This is a genomic window from Paractinoplanes globisporus DSM 43857, from assembly GCF_000379645.1.
GTDB classification, from domain to species: domain Bacteria; phylum Actinomycetota; class Actinomycetes; order Mycobacteriales; family Micromonosporaceae; genus Actinoplanes; species Actinoplanes globisporus.
In genome coordinates this window covers 1,277,721-1,294,764 of sequence record NZ_KB903294.1, presented here as the reverse complement: position 1 = coordinate 1,294,764, position 17,044 = coordinate 1,277,721, and the positions used below count along the sequence as shown (strand labels likewise).

20 protein-coding genes are annotated in these 17,044 nt (G+C 66.4%); 7 read left to right on the top strand and 13 right to left on the bottom strand.

Annotation, left to right across the window (positions count from 1 at the left end):
• Positions 1 to 1,394: 1,394 nt before the first annotated feature.
• The 4 genes from A3CQ_RS51635 to A3CQ_RS0105675 form a co-directional block, all read right to left on the bottom strand.
• Complete coding sequence (locus A3CQ_RS51635) at positions 1,395 to 1,748, bottom strand: OsmC family protein (protein WP_157295332.1); 354 nt, start codon at positions 1,746 to 1,748, stop codon at positions 1,395 to 1,397.
• Positions 1,749 to 1,859: 111 nt separating this feature from the next.
• Positions 1,860 to 2,117: a DUF6510 family protein gene (locus A3CQ_RS0105685; RefSeq protein WP_020509954.1), complete on the bottom strand. Its 258-nt coding sequence runs from the start codon at positions 2,115 to 2,117 to the stop codon at positions 1,860 to 1,862.
• Positions 2,117 to 2,851, bottom strand: a complete 735-nt coding sequence (locus A3CQ_RS0105680; protein WP_020509953.1) for an FAD-binding oxidoreductase — start codon at positions 2,849 to 2,851, stop codon at positions 2,117 to 2,119. Before A3CQ_RS0105680 ends, A3CQ_RS0105685 begins: the two co-directional genes overlap by 1 nt.
• Positions 2,852 to 2,871: 20 nt before the next feature.
• Positions 2,872 to 3,465, bottom strand: coding sequence for a molybdopterin-dependent oxidoreductase (locus A3CQ_RS0105675; RefSeq protein WP_020509952.1), 594 nt, complete (start codon positions 3,463 to 3,465; stop codon positions 2,872 to 2,874).
• Positions 3,466 to 3,809: 344 nt separating this feature from the next.
• Here A3CQ_RS0105675 and A3CQ_RS0105670 point away from each other — a divergent pair, with 344 nt between their 5' ends.
• Together A3CQ_RS0105670 and A3CQ_RS0105665 are read left to right on the top strand one after the other, a co-directional pair.
• Positions 3,810 to 4,151 carry a hypothetical protein gene (locus A3CQ_RS0105670; protein WP_040431341.1) on the top strand — a complete coding sequence of 114 codons (342 nt, stop codon included), beginning with the start codon at positions 3,810 to 3,812 and terminating at the stop codon, positions 4,149 to 4,151.
• A gap of 71 nt (positions 4,152 to 4,222) precedes the next feature.
• Positions 4,223 to 4,603, top strand: a complete 381-nt coding sequence (locus A3CQ_RS0105665; RefSeq protein ID WP_020509950.1) for a GNAT family N-acetyltransferase — start codon at positions 4,223 to 4,225, stop codon at positions 4,601 to 4,603.
• Positions 4,604 to 4,990: 387 nt separating this feature from the next.
• Here the strand turns inward: A3CQ_RS0105665 and A3CQ_RS51630 are convergent, their stop codons facing one another.
• The 4 genes from A3CQ_RS51630 to A3CQ_RS0105645 are packed head-to-tail and all read right to left on the bottom strand — an operon-like array spanning position 4,991 to position 8,208.
• Positions 4,991 to 6,283: an MFS transporter gene (locus A3CQ_RS51630; RefSeq protein ID WP_157295330.1), complete on the bottom strand. Its 1,293-nt coding sequence runs from the start codon at positions 6,281 to 6,283 to the stop codon at positions 4,991 to 4,993.
• On the bottom strand, positions 6,283 to 6,666 hold the full coding sequence (locus A3CQ_RS0105655) for an MmcQ/YjbR family DNA-binding protein (RefSeq protein ID WP_020509948.1): 384 nt from the start codon (positions 6,664 to 6,666) through the stop codon (positions 6,283 to 6,285). The genes A3CQ_RS51630 and A3CQ_RS0105655 overlap by 1 nt, the downstream gene beginning before the upstream one ends.
• A 20-nt stretch (positions 6,667 to 6,686) precedes the next feature.
• Entirely contained in the window at positions 6,687 to 7,334 is a 648-nt protein-coding gene (locus A3CQ_RS0105650; RefSeq protein ID WP_020509947.1) for a nitroreductase family protein, read from the bottom strand.
• A gap of 52 nt (positions 7,335 to 7,386) precedes the next feature.
• Complete coding sequence (locus A3CQ_RS0105645) at positions 7,387 to 8,208, bottom strand: isocitrate lyase/PEP mutase family protein (RefSeq protein ID WP_020509946.1); 822 nt, start codon at positions 8,206 to 8,208, stop codon at positions 7,387 to 7,389.
• 369 nt (positions 8,209 to 8,577) lie between these two features.
• Here A3CQ_RS0105645 and A3CQ_RS0105640 point away from each other — a divergent pair, with 369 nt between their 5' ends.
• Together A3CQ_RS0105640 and A3CQ_RS0105635 are read left to right on the top strand one after the other, a co-directional pair.
• On the top strand, positions 8,578 to 9,000 hold the full coding sequence (locus A3CQ_RS0105640; protein ID WP_020509945.1) for a hypothetical protein: 423 nt from the start codon (positions 8,578 to 8,580) through the stop codon (positions 8,998 to 9,000).
• Between the two features lie 39 nt (positions 9,001 to 9,039).
• A complete protein-coding gene (locus tag A3CQ_RS0105635) occupies positions 9,040 to 9,669 on the top strand; it encodes a TetR/AcrR family transcriptional regulator (protein WP_245577005.1) in 630 nt (209 codons plus the stop codon).
• A 168-nt stretch (positions 9,670 to 9,837) separates the two neighbouring features.
• Here A3CQ_RS0105635 and A3CQ_RS0105630 read toward each other — a convergent pair whose 3' ends face one another.
• Positions 9,838 to 10,584: an SDR family oxidoreductase gene (locus tag A3CQ_RS0105630; RefSeq protein WP_026205353.1), complete on the bottom strand. Its 747-nt coding sequence runs from the start codon at positions 10,582 to 10,584 to the stop codon at positions 9,838 to 9,840.
• Between the two features lie 142 nt (positions 10,585 to 10,726).
• Between A3CQ_RS0105630 and A3CQ_RS0105625 the strand changes: the two genes are divergently transcribed.
• The 3 genes from A3CQ_RS0105625 (at position 10,727) to A3CQ_RS0105615 (ending at position 12,191) form a co-directional block, all read left to right on the top strand.
• Positions 10,727 to 11,401, top strand: coding sequence for a DNA-3-methyladenine glycosylase family protein (locus A3CQ_RS0105625; protein WP_084698920.1), 675 nt, complete (start codon positions 10,727 to 10,729; stop codon positions 11,399 to 11,401).
• Positions 11,402 to 11,673: 272 nt separating this feature from the next.
• On the top strand, positions 11,674 to 11,865 hold the full coding sequence (locus A3CQ_RS60545; RefSeq protein ID WP_157295323.1) for a transposase: 192 nt from the start codon (positions 11,674 to 11,676) through the stop codon (positions 11,863 to 11,865).
• Positions 11,866 to 12,005: 140 nt separating this feature from the next.
• Entirely contained in the window at positions 12,006 to 12,191 is a 186-nt protein-coding gene (locus tag A3CQ_RS0105615; RefSeq protein ID WP_020509940.1) for a hypothetical protein, read from the top strand.
• Between the two features lie 129 nt (positions 12,192 to 12,320).
• On the opposite strand, the gene A3CQ_RS51625 is transcribed toward A3CQ_RS0105615, so the two are convergent.
• The 4 genes from A3CQ_RS51625 to A3CQ_RS0105595 all read right to left on the bottom strand — a co-directional run bounded on the left by A3CQ_RS51625 (position 12,321) and on the right by A3CQ_RS0105595 (position 16,873).
• Positions 12,321 to 13,145: a hypothetical protein gene (locus A3CQ_RS51625; RefSeq protein ID WP_020509939.1), complete on the bottom strand. Its 825-nt coding sequence runs from the start codon at positions 13,143 to 13,145 to the stop codon at positions 12,321 to 12,323.
• A 728-nt stretch (positions 13,146 to 13,873) separates the two neighbouring features.
• On the bottom strand, positions 13,874 to 14,674 hold the full coding sequence (locus A3CQ_RS0105605) for an alpha/beta fold hydrolase (protein WP_020509938.1): 801 nt from the start codon (positions 14,672 to 14,674) through the stop codon (positions 13,874 to 13,876).
• A 296-nt stretch (positions 14,675 to 14,970) separates the two neighbouring features.
• The gene (locus tag A3CQ_RS0105600; protein WP_020509937.1) at positions 14,971 to 15,558 is read right to left on the bottom strand and encodes a hypothetical protein; all 588 of its coding nucleotides are present in this window, start codon (positions 15,556 to 15,558) and stop codon (positions 14,971 to 14,973) included.
• A 151-nt stretch (positions 15,559 to 15,709) separates the two neighbouring features.
• A complete protein-coding gene (locus A3CQ_RS0105595) occupies positions 15,710 to 16,873 on the bottom strand; it encodes a right-handed parallel beta-helix repeat-containing protein (RefSeq protein WP_157295322.1) in 1,164 nt (387 codons plus the stop codon).
• Positions 16,874 to 17,044 lie beyond the last annotated feature (171 nt).

Below are 17,044 nucleotides of genomic sequence, written 5' to 3'. Positions count from 1 at the left end.
CCGCGCACCCGCACCCGGACCTCGCCCAGCAACCCCCGCACGACGTCGAGATTCACCGCATGGGCGCGGAACACGGCCGGATCCACCGGCCGCGTCGAAGACTCGATCACCAGAGCGTCACCCCGGCGGGTCCGTCACTGATCGTCACAGCAGGGCACCGTAACGGGCTCAGCCGGGCACCGTTAGTACGCAGCCGGGAACCTATCGGCAGCCGCCGTCCAACGCCTGCGCCGGCGCCGGGTCACGCATCAGCGGCTTCGCCTCGCGCGAGCGTGCGGGCGGCCCGCCTCGGGCCGGATCGAGGCATGGCCGTGACCTGGGCACAGGCGCCGCGCTGGCAGCTTCGCGGACACCCGCGGGGCCGTACTCAGCCCGGCCGCCGGCCGATGTGGTCGAGCGGGTCGCGGCTGCGGGAGTCGTCACGACCAAGCCGCCTACGGCCGAGCGGTCGAACCTCAACTCACCGTGCTGAACCCACACCCAGCCCGCCGCGAGCCAACCTCGGCCGGACACACTGGTGACTGTCCGCCAGCCTGCGCTCTGATGGTACGGCCGCAAGTGGCCGCCTTCGCAGCTCGTAGACTCCTGCTGAACCGGAGGGTCAGCGCTTCCCAGCGACGCGCCCGGAGAAACAGGTTGAGCCACCGGTCGAAGGCACCTAACCTCGGGGTCGGCTGCAATCCCGGTGCTGCAAAGACGGGCGATCGGGCAGCGGTGACCGGGACTTCCCGCTACTCGCGCCCGTACCAAACCGCCGAGGCTCGACGGCCATGCCATTGGACAAGCTGCGCCGGCAGCCACGCCACGCAGTCGGCGTGCGGCGAGACGCTCTGCCGGCCTTGGCCGCTACGGCGGAGGCCTCCGCCGTAGCTCCCGGTCCGACGCCACCATCTACCGGCCACTGAAAGGCTGTCAGCTCGACGTCGTCTCCGGCCGACGTTGCCGGCTCGGGTCGGTTCCCCACGGCCCGGGGTGGCGTTCAACTCGACCGCGATTGGCCCGGGGCGTGTGGGTTTCCGGACCGTTCTCCCGCATACACCTCGGGCTGCTTTCCACTGCCGGACCGAGCCGACGCGCGGCTGAGCGCCGGGATTTCGTCCCTAGCCATCAGCTGCCGGCCCGCTGCCATCGCTCATCGGATGTGTAGGTCAGGCCACTGCAAAGCGTCTTAGGCCCGTACCGCAATACGCTTCGATTGGCCGACGGCAAGCTGCTCGAGGTGCTGACGCATGAACGTCACATCGGCGAGTGCGCGATCTAGTACGGCTTCTGCCAGCCCGCTTACCGCTGCCTTGCCTCGGCGATACACCGCCAGTCTTCCTCGGAGGCCCTTGGCTCATTCCTACAACGTGTTGTTCCAGCAGGTGATCGGAACCGCCCGCCGGCGGCCGCACTCAGCGGGGCCCGACGAACTCGGTGCGCACGCTCCATGCGAACTGAATCAGCAGGGTCACCGGCGACTTCTCGGCGATGTCATGCATCACCTTCAAGTCGTCCGGGTCGGGTTCCTCGCTCAGCGTGATCGTGCGCTGCAGGTAACGCTCGGCGCCTTCCCGCTCGGGCTCGTGGTAGTTGATCTCGACGGTGATGTCGCCGGCGTCGTCGTATTTGTAGTCGACGTACTGCCGCAACGTCTGCGCGGTGCACGAGGCGAGCGCCATCAACAGGTACTCCGTCGGCGTCGGGCCTTCGTCGATCGCGCCGTTGTGCGGTTCATCGGCAACGAAGGTGAAGCCGCGGGTGGCCACGTCCGTGCGCCGGCGCTCGATGGCCGGAAGCACGGCTCAGGCGGAGGCGACGACACGATCCCGATCGGTATGCAACAGCCATGCCTTCCTGTAGTTCCTTGTGGCGACGGGTCACTTCGGTACTGCGATGGCGCTCAGTCCGGACAGACTCAGGTACGTCTTGTCCCCGGCTTCGACGATCGCCGCCAGCACGTGATCGCACGACCGGCAGCGCGCGACGAGTCCAGGTGCGTCCGGATAGACAACGGCCTCGGCGATCGGAGCGACCTGACCGCAGTTGGTGCATCGGGCTTTCAGGCCAGTGGGGTCTGTCACGAACAGGTGGGCGAGTAGGCCGGCGAGCGCGTTTCCATCCAGCCGGGTAGTCATCACAGACCTCCGAATCGCTCGGTGAGGATGTCGCGTGCCGAATGTCCGAGCTCCAGCAACCAGGTCACCACTGTTTCGGCGAATGCGGTGGATCCGCACACGAAGATGCGTGCCCGCTGGTGCGGCGCGATTGTCGTCGAAGCCAGCGAGTCTTTGGTCAGGCGCCCGACCATCCCGGCCCAGCCCGGCGGCGCCTGACGCGTGTAGATGTAGTCGACGGCCAACGACGGCCCCGCCAGGGCGGCGAGCTCGTCACGGAAATAGACGTGTGCCGGCGTACGGACGGAGTAGAGGAGCCGGAACTGCGAGGGATCCGACGCGGCTGCGTGAGCTGCGGCCATCGCGAAGAGCGGGACCACGCCTGATCCTCCGGCGATGAGCTGGACTGGACGGTCGCTCTGGCCCGCACGCCAGACAAAGTACGAGCCCAGCGGCCCACGGATCTCGAGCGTGTCCCCGGCGCGTACCTCGCGAACGAGGAACGGGGAGACCTCACCGTCTGGCAGTTCGTCGATACCGAGGACGACCTTTCCCGGTTCGGAAGTGGCGACCGAGTAGGAGCGGGTCGTCTGATAGCCGTCCGGCGCGGTGAGGCGTACGTCGACATGTGTGCCCGCCTCATTGCCGGGCCAGGTGGGCACATCGAGGACCAGGCGGGCGGAGTTCGGTGTCTCTGGCCGGGTCTCGACGACGGTGGCGACGTGCCACGCCGGGCGTCGGTGACGCGTCCGCATCAATGGCGATATCTGGGCACTCACCAGTAGCGCTCTTCCCTCCACGGATCACCGTGGATGTGGTAACCGTTCTGCTCCCAGAATCCCGGGTCGTTGGATGGCATCAGCGTCAGGCCTCGGATCCACTTCGCGCTCTTCCAGAAGTAGAGGTGCGGGACCAGCAGGCGGGCCGGGCCGCCATGCTCGGGGTCGAGTGGCGCCCCGTCCGCCTCGATCGCGATCCACGCCTTGCCATCGAGAAGGTCCTCGAGAGGGACGTTGGTGGTGTATCCGCCGTAGGAGTGCGCCATCACGTACTCGAACTCGGTCTCGACGTTCGCGAAGAGCTTGTCGAGGCGGACACCACGCCAGGGCATGTCGAGCTTCGACCAGTGGGTGACGCAGTGAATGTCGACCGTGACGTCCTCGACGCCGAGCGCGAGGAGCTGTTCCCAGTTCCAGTGGTGGTCGGTGCCGCTCTCATCGCGGATGACGAACTTCCACGTGTCGGTGTCGACCTGGGGTGTGGGACCAGCGGACAGGACCGGCCACCTCTGGACCAGAGTCTGCCCGGGCGGTAGCCGGTCATCCGGCGTACGCCGATGTCCGGAGAAACCACGAGTCGCGAAGGCCAACGCTCGCTCCCAACTTCGGTGATCGATCGCGCGGGCCAGGAAACTCGTGTCGCCGACACCGAACCACGAGCGCAGGCACGCGCGGCAGGCGTCACACCACGGGCGCCGCTCGCGCGGGCTGCGTCCTATGGATGCCGCCCGAGACGATACGCTGAATGGCCGATATAGTCCAACTCTGTGCGCAGAGAACCCGGGATACGACGATCTAAATAGCCTAGACGACCGCTCGCCTTCGCCGAAGCAAGGGACGATATAGTCCAATACGAGGCGTCCCGATCGTTCCGGGTTGGCGCCGCTGCGAGAGGCTAGCGGCCACCGCCTTGCCCGATGTCAGGAGAATTTCGATGAACGATTTGCCCTCCGGTACGAACGTTGTCGATGGTCAGCAGGTTGGTGCGACAGACATGATCGCTGCCCTGACCGCCGCCCCGTTCGTGTTCCAGGACGGTGCGACCCAGTCGTTCACGGCGGATGGTCGAACCACTTACGTCGAGCGAGGTGTGCCGTCGGACGGCGAATGGTCCGTTGCCGCCGAAGGCACCTTCGCATCGTTCTGGCCGCCGACCTACCGAGCGACATATACAGCTCGCTGGACCGTCGAGAACGAAGTGCCGGTGGGCGTCAGCTTCACCGACACCCGCAGCGGAGTCCGCTACGACGGCCGGTACCAGAGCCCAGCGTCCTAGGTGAGTCAAGAAGGTCATCCGCGGTTGTGCAGAAGAATTAGGGAAACACCGTGCCAGGTAGCGCCAACGACATGATCACACTGACCAGTGCCGAGCAAGACGAGGCTGACTCGAGCCTGTCGGGAGCCACCGCCCCCGACGTGGACGGCCTCGTCATCACCGACAACAGCGAACTCAGCACCTTCGAGGCCACGATCGGAGGCCGGACAGCCGCCGGGCTCGTCTACAGCAAGGTCGGGAACCGCGTCGTACTGATGGCGACCTCGGTGCTCCCCGAGTTCCGCGGAAGGGGACTCGCCGCCAGAGTCATCGGCGGCGTCCTCGACCAGCTGCGCAGGCAGGGACGGACCGCCACCATCACGTGCCCGTTCGCCACGGCTTTCGTCAAGTCCCATCCGGAATACGCCGACGTTCTGAATCCCGATACCCCCGCCTCGCACACGTCCGCATAGTCCCGGCCGGTGAACACCAGGTTCACCATCGGACAGAGGAGCAAGAGAAATGAGCGACATCAAACAACCGCCCGAAGACCTGGCGATCCTCGGACAGCTCAACCTCGACTACAACGATGCGGACCAGGCCAGCGACGCCAAGCGCTTCAGCGAACTGCTCGCAGAAGACTTCGTCGTGCAGACACCGGACGTCATCCGCAACCGCGAGGAGTACCTCGAATACATCGCCAAGCCCGGCCCTTCAAAGATCTCGCACTGCGCGAGTCCAAAAGCCACCTGGCCTGGGGTGTGTGAACTCGGGCGTCCCGGTCTCGTCAAGCCCCAGACCGCGGTGCCAGGACGAGACCTTGACCAGCCGCGTGCCGCAACGTCGCGGGCGTGGTCCGCTCACGTCGGCGGGTCGGTCCGGACGAACCGAGTCGATATCGCGGCGAGCACGCCGGAAGCGAGGATGACGACGCCCGAGACGCCGAAGAGTGTCGGCAGAGTCGTCGATGAGACGAGGATTGCACCGAGGCCCGATCCGAGGGCGAGCGCAATCTGAAGGTTCGTTACGTTGACGGCAGAGGCTGCTTCCTGGGCGGCCGCGGGTGATGAGTGCAGGATCCAGACCAGGGTGCCAGGGTTGACGATGCCCCAGAATCCGCCCCAAAGCACGAGCAGGACTGTGGCCGACCAAGGCACCGTGCCGGTGAGGGCGAGCGCGATCACCAGCACGGCTACGACGATGGCCGCCCCGGCGAAGCTGGGTACTACGCCTCGGTTGAACAACGATCCCGCGATGACGGATCCGACGATCCCGGCGACGCCGTACAGGACATAGAGCACGGAGATGGCGCCGCTGGACAGCTGTGTGTGGTCCGTCAGGAACGGTGTGAGGTAGGTCCAGGCGGTGAACTGCCCTATGAAGGCCAGCGCGCCGGCCGCCATTCCGAAGCGAGTGGCCGGTCGGGAGATGACGCGGCCCAGATCGGCGAGGTGCGTTCGCTGCGCGGGCGGCGGGATCGAGGGCAGCACGATCTTCTGAGCGATGACGATGAGAAGTGTTGCGGCAGCCGCGATGGCGAAGGTGTAGCGCCATCCGACGAGGTTGCCGAGGAACTGTCCGGCCGGGAGCCCGACGACCGTTCCGCCGGAGATGCCGGCGGCGATGATGGATATCGCCCGGGTACCGCTGGCTTTACCGACGAGCCGTGGACCGACGGGTGACACGACCGTCCAGTACGCGCCGAGGGTTGCGCCGAACAGCATCCGGGCAATCAGCACGAGAGCGAAGTTGGGCGCGAGCGCCACGATGGCATTGGAAACGAGCACTGTCAGGCCGAGTAGCAGGATGAGCCCGCGCCGGTTGAGACTACTCGATCCGAGGTAGAACAGTGGCGCGGTGACAGCGGCGGCGAACCCCGGCACCAGCACGATCAATCCTGCAGGGCCGAGGGTGACGCCGAGTCCGTCGGCGATCTGAGGCAGAAGTCCGACCGGCAGGGTTTCGGTCATGACGATGACAAACGCCCCGAGCGCGATCGCGCCGACCGAGGCCCAACCACGCCAGCTGCTACCTTTCTGAACGATTTGCTCGCTCGAGACGTCTTGGGTAGGTACAGCCCTCGCGCAGGTGGCACTGTTGACCACGCGCATCGAGGCAGTCCGGTGCGTCGAGCCGGTGGAGAATCCCGTCATCATTCCTGCCCGGCATCGCTCGACGAGGCCGCGGGGCGCGCCGATTTCGGCAGTTTGGCGACCACGAGACCATAGGAATCGGTCACCAGCCTCCGCACCAGGGCCCCGTCGATGCTGGGGCCGGCGGCGGCGCTGACCCAGTGACGCTTGTCAGCGTGGTAACCAGCCGTGATCTCCGCAAACTGCTCGCGGAGCACGGCTGCCTCTTCTGGGTCCGCCTTGACGGTCACGACGGCATGACCCGGCATGTCAGTCATGAGTAGGAAGATCTTGCCGCCGACCTTGTAGGTCTCCCAGTTGGGGTTGACGCGGTGTTCAAGGGTGACGCCGGGAAGGGACATCGCAGTATCGTGCGCGACTTCCTGCAGCTCTTGCTCGTCCATATTGTTCGCTCACTTCTCGATCAGGCGAAGGTGAACAGCTGGTCGGGCTCGAAGCGGGAGATCGGGGTGGTGTACTGCTTGTTCAGGTCGGGATATCCCAGGGCCAGCAGCACGGTCGTGGTGTATCCGCTCTTGCGGATATCGAAGGCCTTATCGACCGTGACCGGGTCGAATCCCTCCAGCGGCATGGCCTCGACGCCGAGCTCGGCGGCGGCCATCATCAGCAAGCCCATCACCAGGTAGGTCTGCTTCTCCATCCAGTGGTAGGTGTCCTTGTAGGTGTAGGTGCGCAGGTTCACGAAGTCGCGGGTCATGTACTCCCAGTTCTCCTGCTTCGCGAGGGTCGGGAACCGGCCGTCTTCGCGTTCCTTGCCGAACACAGCGTCCAGGTGCTCGGCGGGGATGTCCGCGCGGGTGGTCATGATGATCGTGTGCGAGGAGTTCGTGATCTTCTCGCCGTTGTCGGCGAACCGCTCGCCGAGGTTCGCAGCCAGCTTCGCCTTGCCCTGCGGAGTGGACAGGACGATGAAGTGGTTCGGCTGGATGTTCGTGGAGGTGGGGGCAGAGCGGAGGAACTTCAGCAGCTGCTGAATCGCCTCCTCCGGGATCGCCTTGGTGCCGTCGAAATACCGGTTGAGATGCTTGTTCATGATCTTGTCGAGGTCCATGGGATTCAGCCTTCTCGAGGTCAGGTTGATGTGGCGTGGAAGGTCTGGGGGGTCAGGACGCTGCGGCGAGCAGGTCGTTCACGCGGCCGAAGCCGATACCGGCCGTGGCCGAGGCGATGTCGCCGCGCCGTAACGCCTGCGCGGCCTGCTCAAGCGCGGTCAGTGCGTTTGCGTACAGCGCGGGGCCGAGACTTACCCGCTTGACGCCCACTTTCCGCAGCTCGGCGACGGTCAGCACCTGGTCCGCCGGGGAGATGAGCACGTTCACCGGCGTCGGCGCGACGGCGGCGACGATCTTCACGAGGGACTCGAGGTCGGGCGGGAACGGCGCGTAGAGCACCTCGGCGCCGACGTCGGCGAACGCCGTCAGCCGTCGGATGGTGTCGTCGAGGTCAGGACGCCCCTGGAGATAGTTGTCGGTGCGGCCAGTGACGACGATCCGTCCCTTCGCGGCCCGCACCGCGGCACGGACGCGGTCCACCGCGTCGTCGAAGCCGCGGATCGGGTCGTCGGCGATTCCCGTGGTGTCCTCGATCCCGATGCCGGCGAGCCCGTGATCGACCGCGGCGTTCACCGTTGCGGCGACGTCCTGAGCGGTCTGGCCGTAGCCGTCCTCGAAGTCGCCGTTCACAGGCAGGTTGGTCACGCGAGCCAGGAGCGCAGCGTGCTCCAGGTGCTCCTTGGCCGACACGCTGTGGCGTCCGTCCCGTCGTCCGAGCGTGGCCGCCAGCGCCGCCGATGACGTTCCGATGGCCTCGAAGCCGGCGTCGGCGAGGATCAGTGCCGAGACCGCATCCCAGGCATTGGGCAGCACGTGCCCGCCCTCGCGCGTGTGGAGTGCCATGAACTTCTCATAGAGCTCGGAGCCGGCCATAACGTCGTTCCTTCCAAGGGTCCGCCCGCGTGATGTAGTGGGTCATCAGCGCCAGGACGATGTCGTGGTCCGTCTCAGGGGCCGCAGAGGTCCCCGGCTGACTGCCCAGACATTCATTAGTGCCCAAGCGCAGCGACCTTACGTGCATGGTCGCGCCGTTCATGATCAACACACTTTATGGACCTCCTCGTCCAGTTGATGCCACCCACATCTCAAGCAACGACCCCCCGCGAGACGGAAAGTCTTGAACTCGGCGGCGCCGACAGGCCGGACATGCGGTAGCAAAGCATCCCACAAGGCATCCTATACTGGACGGATTCGTCCAGTATAGCGGTGGGGCGCATGTGCGGCTCCGAGCGTCAGGAGTGAATGATGAAGGCAGCCTTCGCGGAAGTTCTCGCCGAAGAAACCATCGCCCTTGCCGCCGTGGCGGACGCGGTGGCTCTCGGCCAATGGCGAGAACACTTGGTCAACCAGGCGACGACCGCGGACTCCGCCTACACGAAAGTCCTGCGGCTGGCGGGCGATCCCCCAGACCGCGCGGTATTCCTGGCTCGGTGGCGGGATCTGATAGCAGCAGCGCTCAGGCGTGTCGTGAGTGCCGAAGCCCCGAGAGGTGCCGAGATCGACCTCGATCAGACGGCTGTCTCCATCCTCGCCGCGCTGTACGGAGGAACGATCCTGAGCCGCCTCGCGAAGGACTCCAGCCCCCTGCAGGTCTCGGTCGGACTCGCCCTCGCGCCACTGCTGCCGTTCACGGGTTCGGCACTGATGCAAGCGGAGAAAAACTGATGGAAGCGGAGAAAAGAGGACCGTCGGTACCATAGTGTGGTGACGACTTCCGTGCCCGCGGCCAACACAAAACGCCTGACGCCGCGAGGCGCGAAGACACGCGCCAAGATCGTCGCCACCGCGGCGGACATGATGTACGTGCGCGGTGTGGGCATGACAACCCTCGACGACGTCGTCGCCGCGAGCGGAGTGAGCAAGTCGCAGCTGTATCACTACTTCGCGGACAAGGACATGCTGGTGCGGGCGGTCATCGAGCTCACCGGTGAACGAGTGATCCAGCGCGAGACCGATGCCCTCAGTCACGTGTCGACGATCGCCGGACTGAAGCGGTGGCGAGACGCGCTGATACAGAACAACGCCCTCCGGCACGGGGCGTACGGGTGTGCGCTTGGTTCACTGGCCTCAGATGTTGCTGACCATGACGATGTCGCACGCCAGGCCCTGGCGCAGCTGTTCGGCGAGTGGCAGGACCTTCTCGCGAAAGTCCTGCAGCGGTTCAAGGACAAGGGCACCCTCCCTGCCGATGCCTCCGTGGAGCAGCTTGCGACGGGCCTGATGGGTGCACTGCAGGGGGGTTACCTGCTGGCACGGGCGGCGCACGACGTCGCCCCGATGGGTACCTCGATCACCATGGCGCTGGACCACATCGACAGCTTGTCCGCCCGATAGAACGGACGCCGCTGTCGGGCTGGTCGACGTGGCGGCGGCCACGGAGGGGCTTGCGCGGGGGTGCTCAGAGGAGGCAGCAGGCCCCCCGCCGGCGTGGGTAGGGAGCGGTCAAGAGCGGTCACGGCCACGCGCGTCTCCCGCGGAAGGATTTCTGGGTGGGCGCTTCGGTCAGATGGCCAACCCCGCGCCTCCGGATACGACGATCTCTTGCCCAGTGATGTACGCGGCGTCGTCCGACGCCAGAAATGCGACCGTCCTGGCGATGTCATCTGGTATGGCGAGGCGGCCGAATGGATTGTTCTCGGCCATCGCCGTCATCGTTCCCGCGACGTCCTCGGTAACCGTTCGGATCGAGGTCCTCGTCATGGGAGTGTCGGTCATGCCCGGGCTGACTGCGTTGATGCGGATCCGGCGCGGTGCTAGTTCGAGTGCAAGGGTGGGGATCATGGACAGCATCGCGCCGTGAGATCCGGCGGCGACGCTGCTGCCGGTGAGGCTGCGCGTTGCTCCGATTCCTACGGTGACGATGACGGACGCGCCGTCAGCCAGGATCGGCACGGCCTTGGCCAGGGTGAAGAACACGCCTTTGGTGTTGACAGCGAACACCTCGTCGTACCCAGCTTCGTCCCAGTACTCCAGCGTCATGGGGCGGTTGACGCCGGCGTTGAGGAACAGCGTGTTCAGGCTTCCGAAGTGTGCTCCCACTTCGGATACGACCTTGTCGATCTCCGACAGAGACCGTGCGTCAGATTGCAGGACCAGGATGTCGTCGGGCAGTTCCTCACGCGTGCGAGCCACGCTCTCGGAGCGTTGTCCGGTGACGGCTACCCGGTAACCGCGATCGTGCAGAGTCCGTGCGGTGGCCTTCCCGATTCCGCTGGTGCCACCCGTAATTAGGGCCGTACGAGCCGACATGACATTTACTCCGTCTTCGTTAGTTCTGGACCAAACAGTCTAGTAAGACTGCACTGATGCGACCATATGCTGCTACCACGGCGCAGACTGATCCTAGCGCTGGACTATATCGTCCCGAGCTTGGGAGGCTGGTGGCGTGACTATGACTCGCACGGGGAAGAGCGCGACCAAGGAACAGCGAGCAGCCGCCAAGCGCTTAGGCTCGCTCGATGACTCCCTTGGTCGGTGGGTGCAGTCGGTTGGACCGATCGATGCCTACGACGCACATCTGCCCATCACGGTGGGCGGCCCGCTCGAATGGTTCTCGTTCGCCGTCACCTCGCGGCAGCTCAGCAGAGCATCGAGCTTGACGATCTACGGCCGACTGGTCGCACAACTCGGCGGAGCGATCACTGCCGAGCGCGTCATCTCGACCGACGAGCAGACGCTGCGCGAGGCCGGGCTGTCTCATCAGAAGGCTTGGACGATCCGCATGCTCGCCGAACGCATGCATGACGGCGCCCTGGAGTTCGACGCACTGGGTACGATGACCGATGCCGAAATCCTCACCAGCCTCGTGGCCGTGCCCGGTATCGGCCGGTCGTCCGCGCAGCGATTCATGCTCCATTACCTGCGCAGACCAGACATCTTCCCGGCCGGCGACCCTACGGTGCGCGAAGCGATCACCGCACTGGATCAGCTGGACAGCCTGATCACCCCGAACGCGGCGGAACAGCACAGCGAACGGTGGCACCCGTACCGCTCGTATGCCACGTCGTACCTCTGGGGCTATGCGTGGGAGCTGCACCCGGTGGTTGCGGGGCGCACGCGGCACTGAAGTCCCGCACCACCGGCCCGCACCGTCGTCACGACGAGCGCTAGCTCGGCTTGCACCTTCCCGCTGGCGTCGGCGTCGGCCAGCCGGGACACCTATTGCGCGGCCGCGTCCTTGGACAGGTTGGTCAGCGCGCCTGCACCAACCATGCACGCAATAGCCCCGCGCCGGCGGTAACCGCGGCGAACGAACGGGCATCAATCCGGGCGTTTCGTCGTGCCGCTCGATCCGTCCGGAGGTGTGCGCAGCAGTGCATGATCCATAACGTGCCGCTCATGACTGTGTTGGTCAGAGCGATCCCAGATCCAGCGGTGGGTTTGGTGCGGGTCCTCGGCGTCGACGACTTCGCAGTCAAACGAGGGCACCACTACGGCACCGTTCTGATCGACTGTGAGAACCACCGCGTCGTCGATCTGGTCGCGGAACGCGATGCGTCGCCCGCTGGCCGAATGGCTGCTCCTGCATGAGTCGCCCACGATGATCTGCTGGGACCGGGCGGGCGCTTAATCGGATAGTTTCGTCTGAGTTCTACGTCGACTTCGGCTCGCACGATACCCATGGCGACGGCGAGGCCGTTGCGGACGGCGTGACAGGTCGCGCACCCATCGTGCAGGCCGCCGTGTTCGTGCGCGATGACGAGGATGGCGTCGTGCAGCGCATCGACTTCCATTTGCGCGCGGACTTGGCAGGGATGTCCCGCGAGGCTTCCGGCCGCATTGGCGATCATCGGTTCGGGTGCCTCGTAACGAGCAACCGCCTGAGCGGTCCGGCGGAGCGCGTCATCAATGGGTGAGGCCACCATGACAGTCTAGGCGCTAGTCAACCCGCTGGGGGAATCAGTTTGGTCGCCGCTGTTGCAACGCGGGCACTCGCCGTCCGGAACGGACATAGCCTGGAACACGGTGGCAGCAGCGTCCACTTTTCATCGAAGGCGTGGCAAGAACGTACGGAGGCCGCTCGCGGCAACGCCGTGTGAGGCGCGCCACCAGCACACCGGATAGGATAGGTCGCTGTGGTGGGCGGGTGGTAGCTCCCGGGCCGAGTAGGGGACGAAAGCCTCCGCGTAGGACGGCCGGGAGCCGGCCCGCAGGATGCCGCAGACTCCCAGGATGTCTAGCACGGCGCTGCGCTCGTCCTTGTTCCCCGGCAGTAGCTTCAGCGCCGTGGCGGCCTGGGCCGCCGTTGTCTTCGGAGGGAGCGATCGCAGCGCCGCGATCAACTCCTGACCGAGCTCGACGTCGGCGCCCTGCATCTCGAGACGCGGCGCGCGGGCGAATTGCGCCAGGTCGAACGCCACGTAGCCGAGATCGTCACGGCGGACTCCGCCCCACTTGAAACGCTCGAAGTTCATCGCGTTGCGGTCGATCGGCTGGACATCGTCGATCAGCCCGCACAGGTCGCAGCGGTGGGCGTCGGTTCCTGGCCGGAAGGTGTGCGCGGGCAGGTGCCGGGCCACGGCGTACGACCCCAGTGCTGACCGTAGATCCATCCGCTTCGCGGTTAGCCCGGCAAGGAAGGCGTCGCTGACCTCGCCGATGTCCAGCCGCTTCGCAGCCGCGCGTGCGGCCTCGACCACCTCGTCGTGCCCGGCCACCCATGGCTGATCAAACATAACGCCGGCTGCCACCGCCGCCTTCGCGGGTGGCGGCACGTCGCTGCGCCAGCCGTCGCTGTTCCAGTATGAATCGAGAAGCATCCGCAGGATTCCGCGGTCCACCTGGTATGTGGAATCGGTCCGGGCTGGCATGTGGGTCACCCTATCGACCGGAGAGAATGGGTTCGGGCCCGCTACGCGCGCTCCGCAAGGTGTCGCTCGCCGCGTGGCACCCGCGAGGTCGTCCGGAGCTGTTCGCCCAAGCGTCGTACGTGGCCGCGGCGTCGAGCAGGCTGCTCCCCGAGCCGGGGTCATTAATGGATGCCGAGGAAGACCTTGCATCGGTCGTCGAGGTGATCGAATCATGTGAGTAGCGTTTCCGCCGGCGTGCGGTGGTCGGGAGCTTCGGCCTGCGCCATACGTCGTGCGTGGTCAGAGCGTCGAAGTTCCAGATCGGCTGCCTCGGCTTCGAGCCCGTTGTAGGAACAGCGCCCGGCCGCCCGGCTGGTGTGCGGGGGATAACCTCGCCGGGCGGCGGCGAGGGGTTGCTGGACTCGTTGACAGCGGCGTGCGGCGTCGGCGCCCGTCGGGCATGCGCCGGGGCGTACGGCGAGTCTGGGCCGCGTCGGTGCAGCATGTCGGACACGCGTTGCTCGACAGCAATTGCGCTGCCGTTCGGGCCGACTGTCTGGTTCGCGTGGATCAGTGCGTCGGACACTGGTGTCTGCTCGTGCACGAAGGCGACCATCCCGCGGCGGCAGGGTAGCGAGCGCCGTCGACAGGATGGGATCCAGTGTCGCGCAGCACTGCGGCGTCGTTCCCACCATTCGATACCGGAAGCTTCTTATCTATGAGTTCACGTCGTGGCCACGGTCTCCACGTCAGTGGTGGAAGAAGTCTTTGAGGACGGCTGTCATCACCTTCGGGTCGGCCACGTGTGACTGGCCGGCGATGATCTGGCGGCGGGCGCCGGGGATGCCCGCGGCGATCGCGTCCGCGGCCGGATCGAGCGCACGAATCCATCTGGCCGATCCCGGCATCCAGGTGCCGCCGGCGGCCACCAAGGTCGGCTGCGTGATGTTCGCAAAGCGCGCAATGGGGGGCTGGCCGTTTCCCAGGCAGGCTGCGTCGTAGGCAAGCGTGTGTGCGATCGCCTCCAGGCCGGGCCACATCGGCGAGTTCCGCGCCCCCGTGATCTCCTCGTCGGAGGAGCCCGCCAACCGCATGAATAGTTCGAACGCATCGCCGCGCCGGTTCTCGGCGAGCGCGGTCTCGAGTTGTCCGACGTAGTCGCGCCATAGATGCGGCCAATCGTCAGCCATGTCGTACGGCACCTCGTACACCGCGAGCCCGTTGATCCCGGGTAGACCGGCCGCCGCGGCCTCCAACAGCAACGCACCACCGGACGACACGCCGTACAGGTGCGCGGATCCGCCCGCGACGACGAGCAGCGCCTCAATGTCCTCGATCTCGCGCTGCACGGCGTACCGCGGCGCGTCGCCGCTGAGTCCTCGGCCCCGCCGATCGTAGTTGTACACCGTGAAATGCGCCGCCAACTCGGCGGCCAGCGGCGCGTTCTCCGACCGGTCAGTAATGCCGCCGCCCACCAGGATGAGCGGCGGCCCTTCTCCCTGCCGGCCGTACGCGATTGACGTGCCGTCCCTCGACGTCACCTGGCCCATCGCAGCCCCTCCTCCATGACCGCTGAATCGCGCCCTGGTCTCGCTCGTCGCCGACCTCACGGCCGAGGCCGGCGTCCTCGCCCACATCGTCCAGCCCATCCGAATGCTGCGCCACCGCCTCCCCGGACCTCCGGCACCACCGCCGGACAGCCCATCCCCGACGCACTATCGATCTGCGTCCGCCTGGGGGAAGATTTCGGCAAGCCACCCAGGCCCTGAGCGGAGGGTGCATGTCTGACCTCGCCGTCAACCTGCTCGCCAGCGCGATCGCGGGCCTCGCGGTGTGGCTTTCCCAACTACTCGTACGGCGCCGCAAACGGGCGCGCGTGGAGGGGTTCTTCGGCCTGCAGGCAGGATCGAGTGCGCTGCTCATCGTCTCCAAACAGGCCCGCTCGGAATGGGCCACTGCCATCGAGAAAGCCGACGTCTCGGCCATGGTCGAGCTCGCCGTTCTGCTCAAGTCCTGCGACGTCACACCCCGCTTCTACATGCACCACGAGGACGTGCCAGGGATCGGCGACGAGGTCGAATTCTGCATCGGCGGCCCGATGTCCAACCAGCGGACTGCAGCCCACCTGCGATGGCACATGCCCGGCGTCACGCAGGGCACCTTCGAGGAAGGTCCGGAAGGGCTTACGATCCAGGTCGGAGAGAAAGCCTTCCAGCGCGTACGGGGTGAAGTCGAATACGCCCTCGTGGCCCGTATCCTGATCGACAGGGCGAAACGGCCGATCTTTCTGATCTTCGGTCAGACGGCGCTGGCTAACGAAGCTGCGGCGCGATATCTGGTGCGGGAGAAGGCTGTCCTCTCTCGCACGTACGGGAACGCGGGAAACTTCTGCTTCGTGCTCGGGCTCTTCGGCCGGGAAGTCTACGGCTCCCATTTCGTGCGGCTCGTCGACGACATCACTGGGCTCGCGTTCGACGGGCCAGCAAAGCCAGGAGGTCTCACGGGGGGCGAAGCCGCCCGAGGACGCGCGAGGCTAGGGCTAGCAGACCAGCGCCAGCCGTGCCACGGGCCGGTGACCCTAGCCGTCAGTAGGTGTTGTTCGCCGTGGTCAGCCGCGTCTCGCCGGCCGGCAGCGCCGGGCAGCCGGGCGCGCCGGCCCAGGTCGCGCCCGCCGGGTAGAGGTACCAGGTCGGCAGGTTGGCGCTGCTGCCGATCAGGTACGTGCCGAGGTCGTTGTTGGTGAACCGGTTGTGGTACGACGAGCACTCGCCCGCGTCCACGTTGACCTCTTCCAGGTAGTGCGCGGACGGCGGCGTCGACGAGCGGGGGAAGCCGTTCGCCCCGAACACGTTGGCATCGAAGGTGTTGAAGTCGCTGCCGTCGCGCAGTTTCACGGGATCGCTGCTGACCCCGGTCACGTTGTTGCCGGTGAACGTGTTGCGCGAGCTCTTGTGCGTGATGTAGGTGGCGTGGATGTAGCTGTTCTCGCTGTTGCGCAGGTTCACGAAGTGGTTGTTGGCGATCCGGTTGCCCGACGACTCGGTGAGCACGATCCCGCCGTACCCGCAGCGGGGCCAGTCCGCGTCATCGCAGAGTCCGCCGGTGTACGCGTTGCCGAGCGAGGTGAGGACCATGCCGAACACGGTGTTGCCGTCCAGGCCCCGCGCTGACGGCTGGCCCGGCCCGGAGGACGGGTTGTATCCGCCGCCGCAGGACCCGGCCGATCCGTCCAGCGAGATGCCGCCGCTCGAGTAGTACTGCGCCTGCAGGTAGTAGAACCGTAGGCCGGAAGTGCCGCCGGCGTTGAGCGCCCCGCCCGCGCAGGCGTAGAACCAGTACCCGGCGATGTACCGGTTGGAGCCGCTGGCCCGCGCGTTCTGGAACACCGGCCGCGCGGCGATCGAGTCGGCGCCCCCGCCGATCTCGTAATCGTCGGGCATGAACGAGATCGTGTGCCCGAGCCGGTACGTCTGCCAGATCGTCTGCTGGGCGACGTAGGTGCCGGCGTGGATACGCACCTCGACGTCCTGGTCGGGCGGGCCGGCCGCGACGAGCTGCTCGACGCGCTCGAGCGTCTTCACTGCGGCCGCCGGGGAGTTACCCGCGGCCGAGTCCGATCCGGACGCGTTCATGTAGATGATCTGGGTGCCCGCGGCGGCGGCCGGCGCGGCGGGCAGCAGGGCGGTCAGGCTGAGAACGGCGGCGGCCGCGGCGAACCGCACCGCCTTCCGCGCGTTGTCTCGAGACATGGACTGAAGGCTATGGATCCGGCCGCGCCGGCGCAGCCCCGCCACGGGTGGAGGTCGCCGTGCTCCTCCGGCGGGTCGTCTCCAAGCGCAGCGCGATCGAATGGGTGGCGGGTGGTCGGGCCGCCGTCGTCATCTCGGAGACAGAGCAGCGTGAACGCGTGCGTCGGGTCG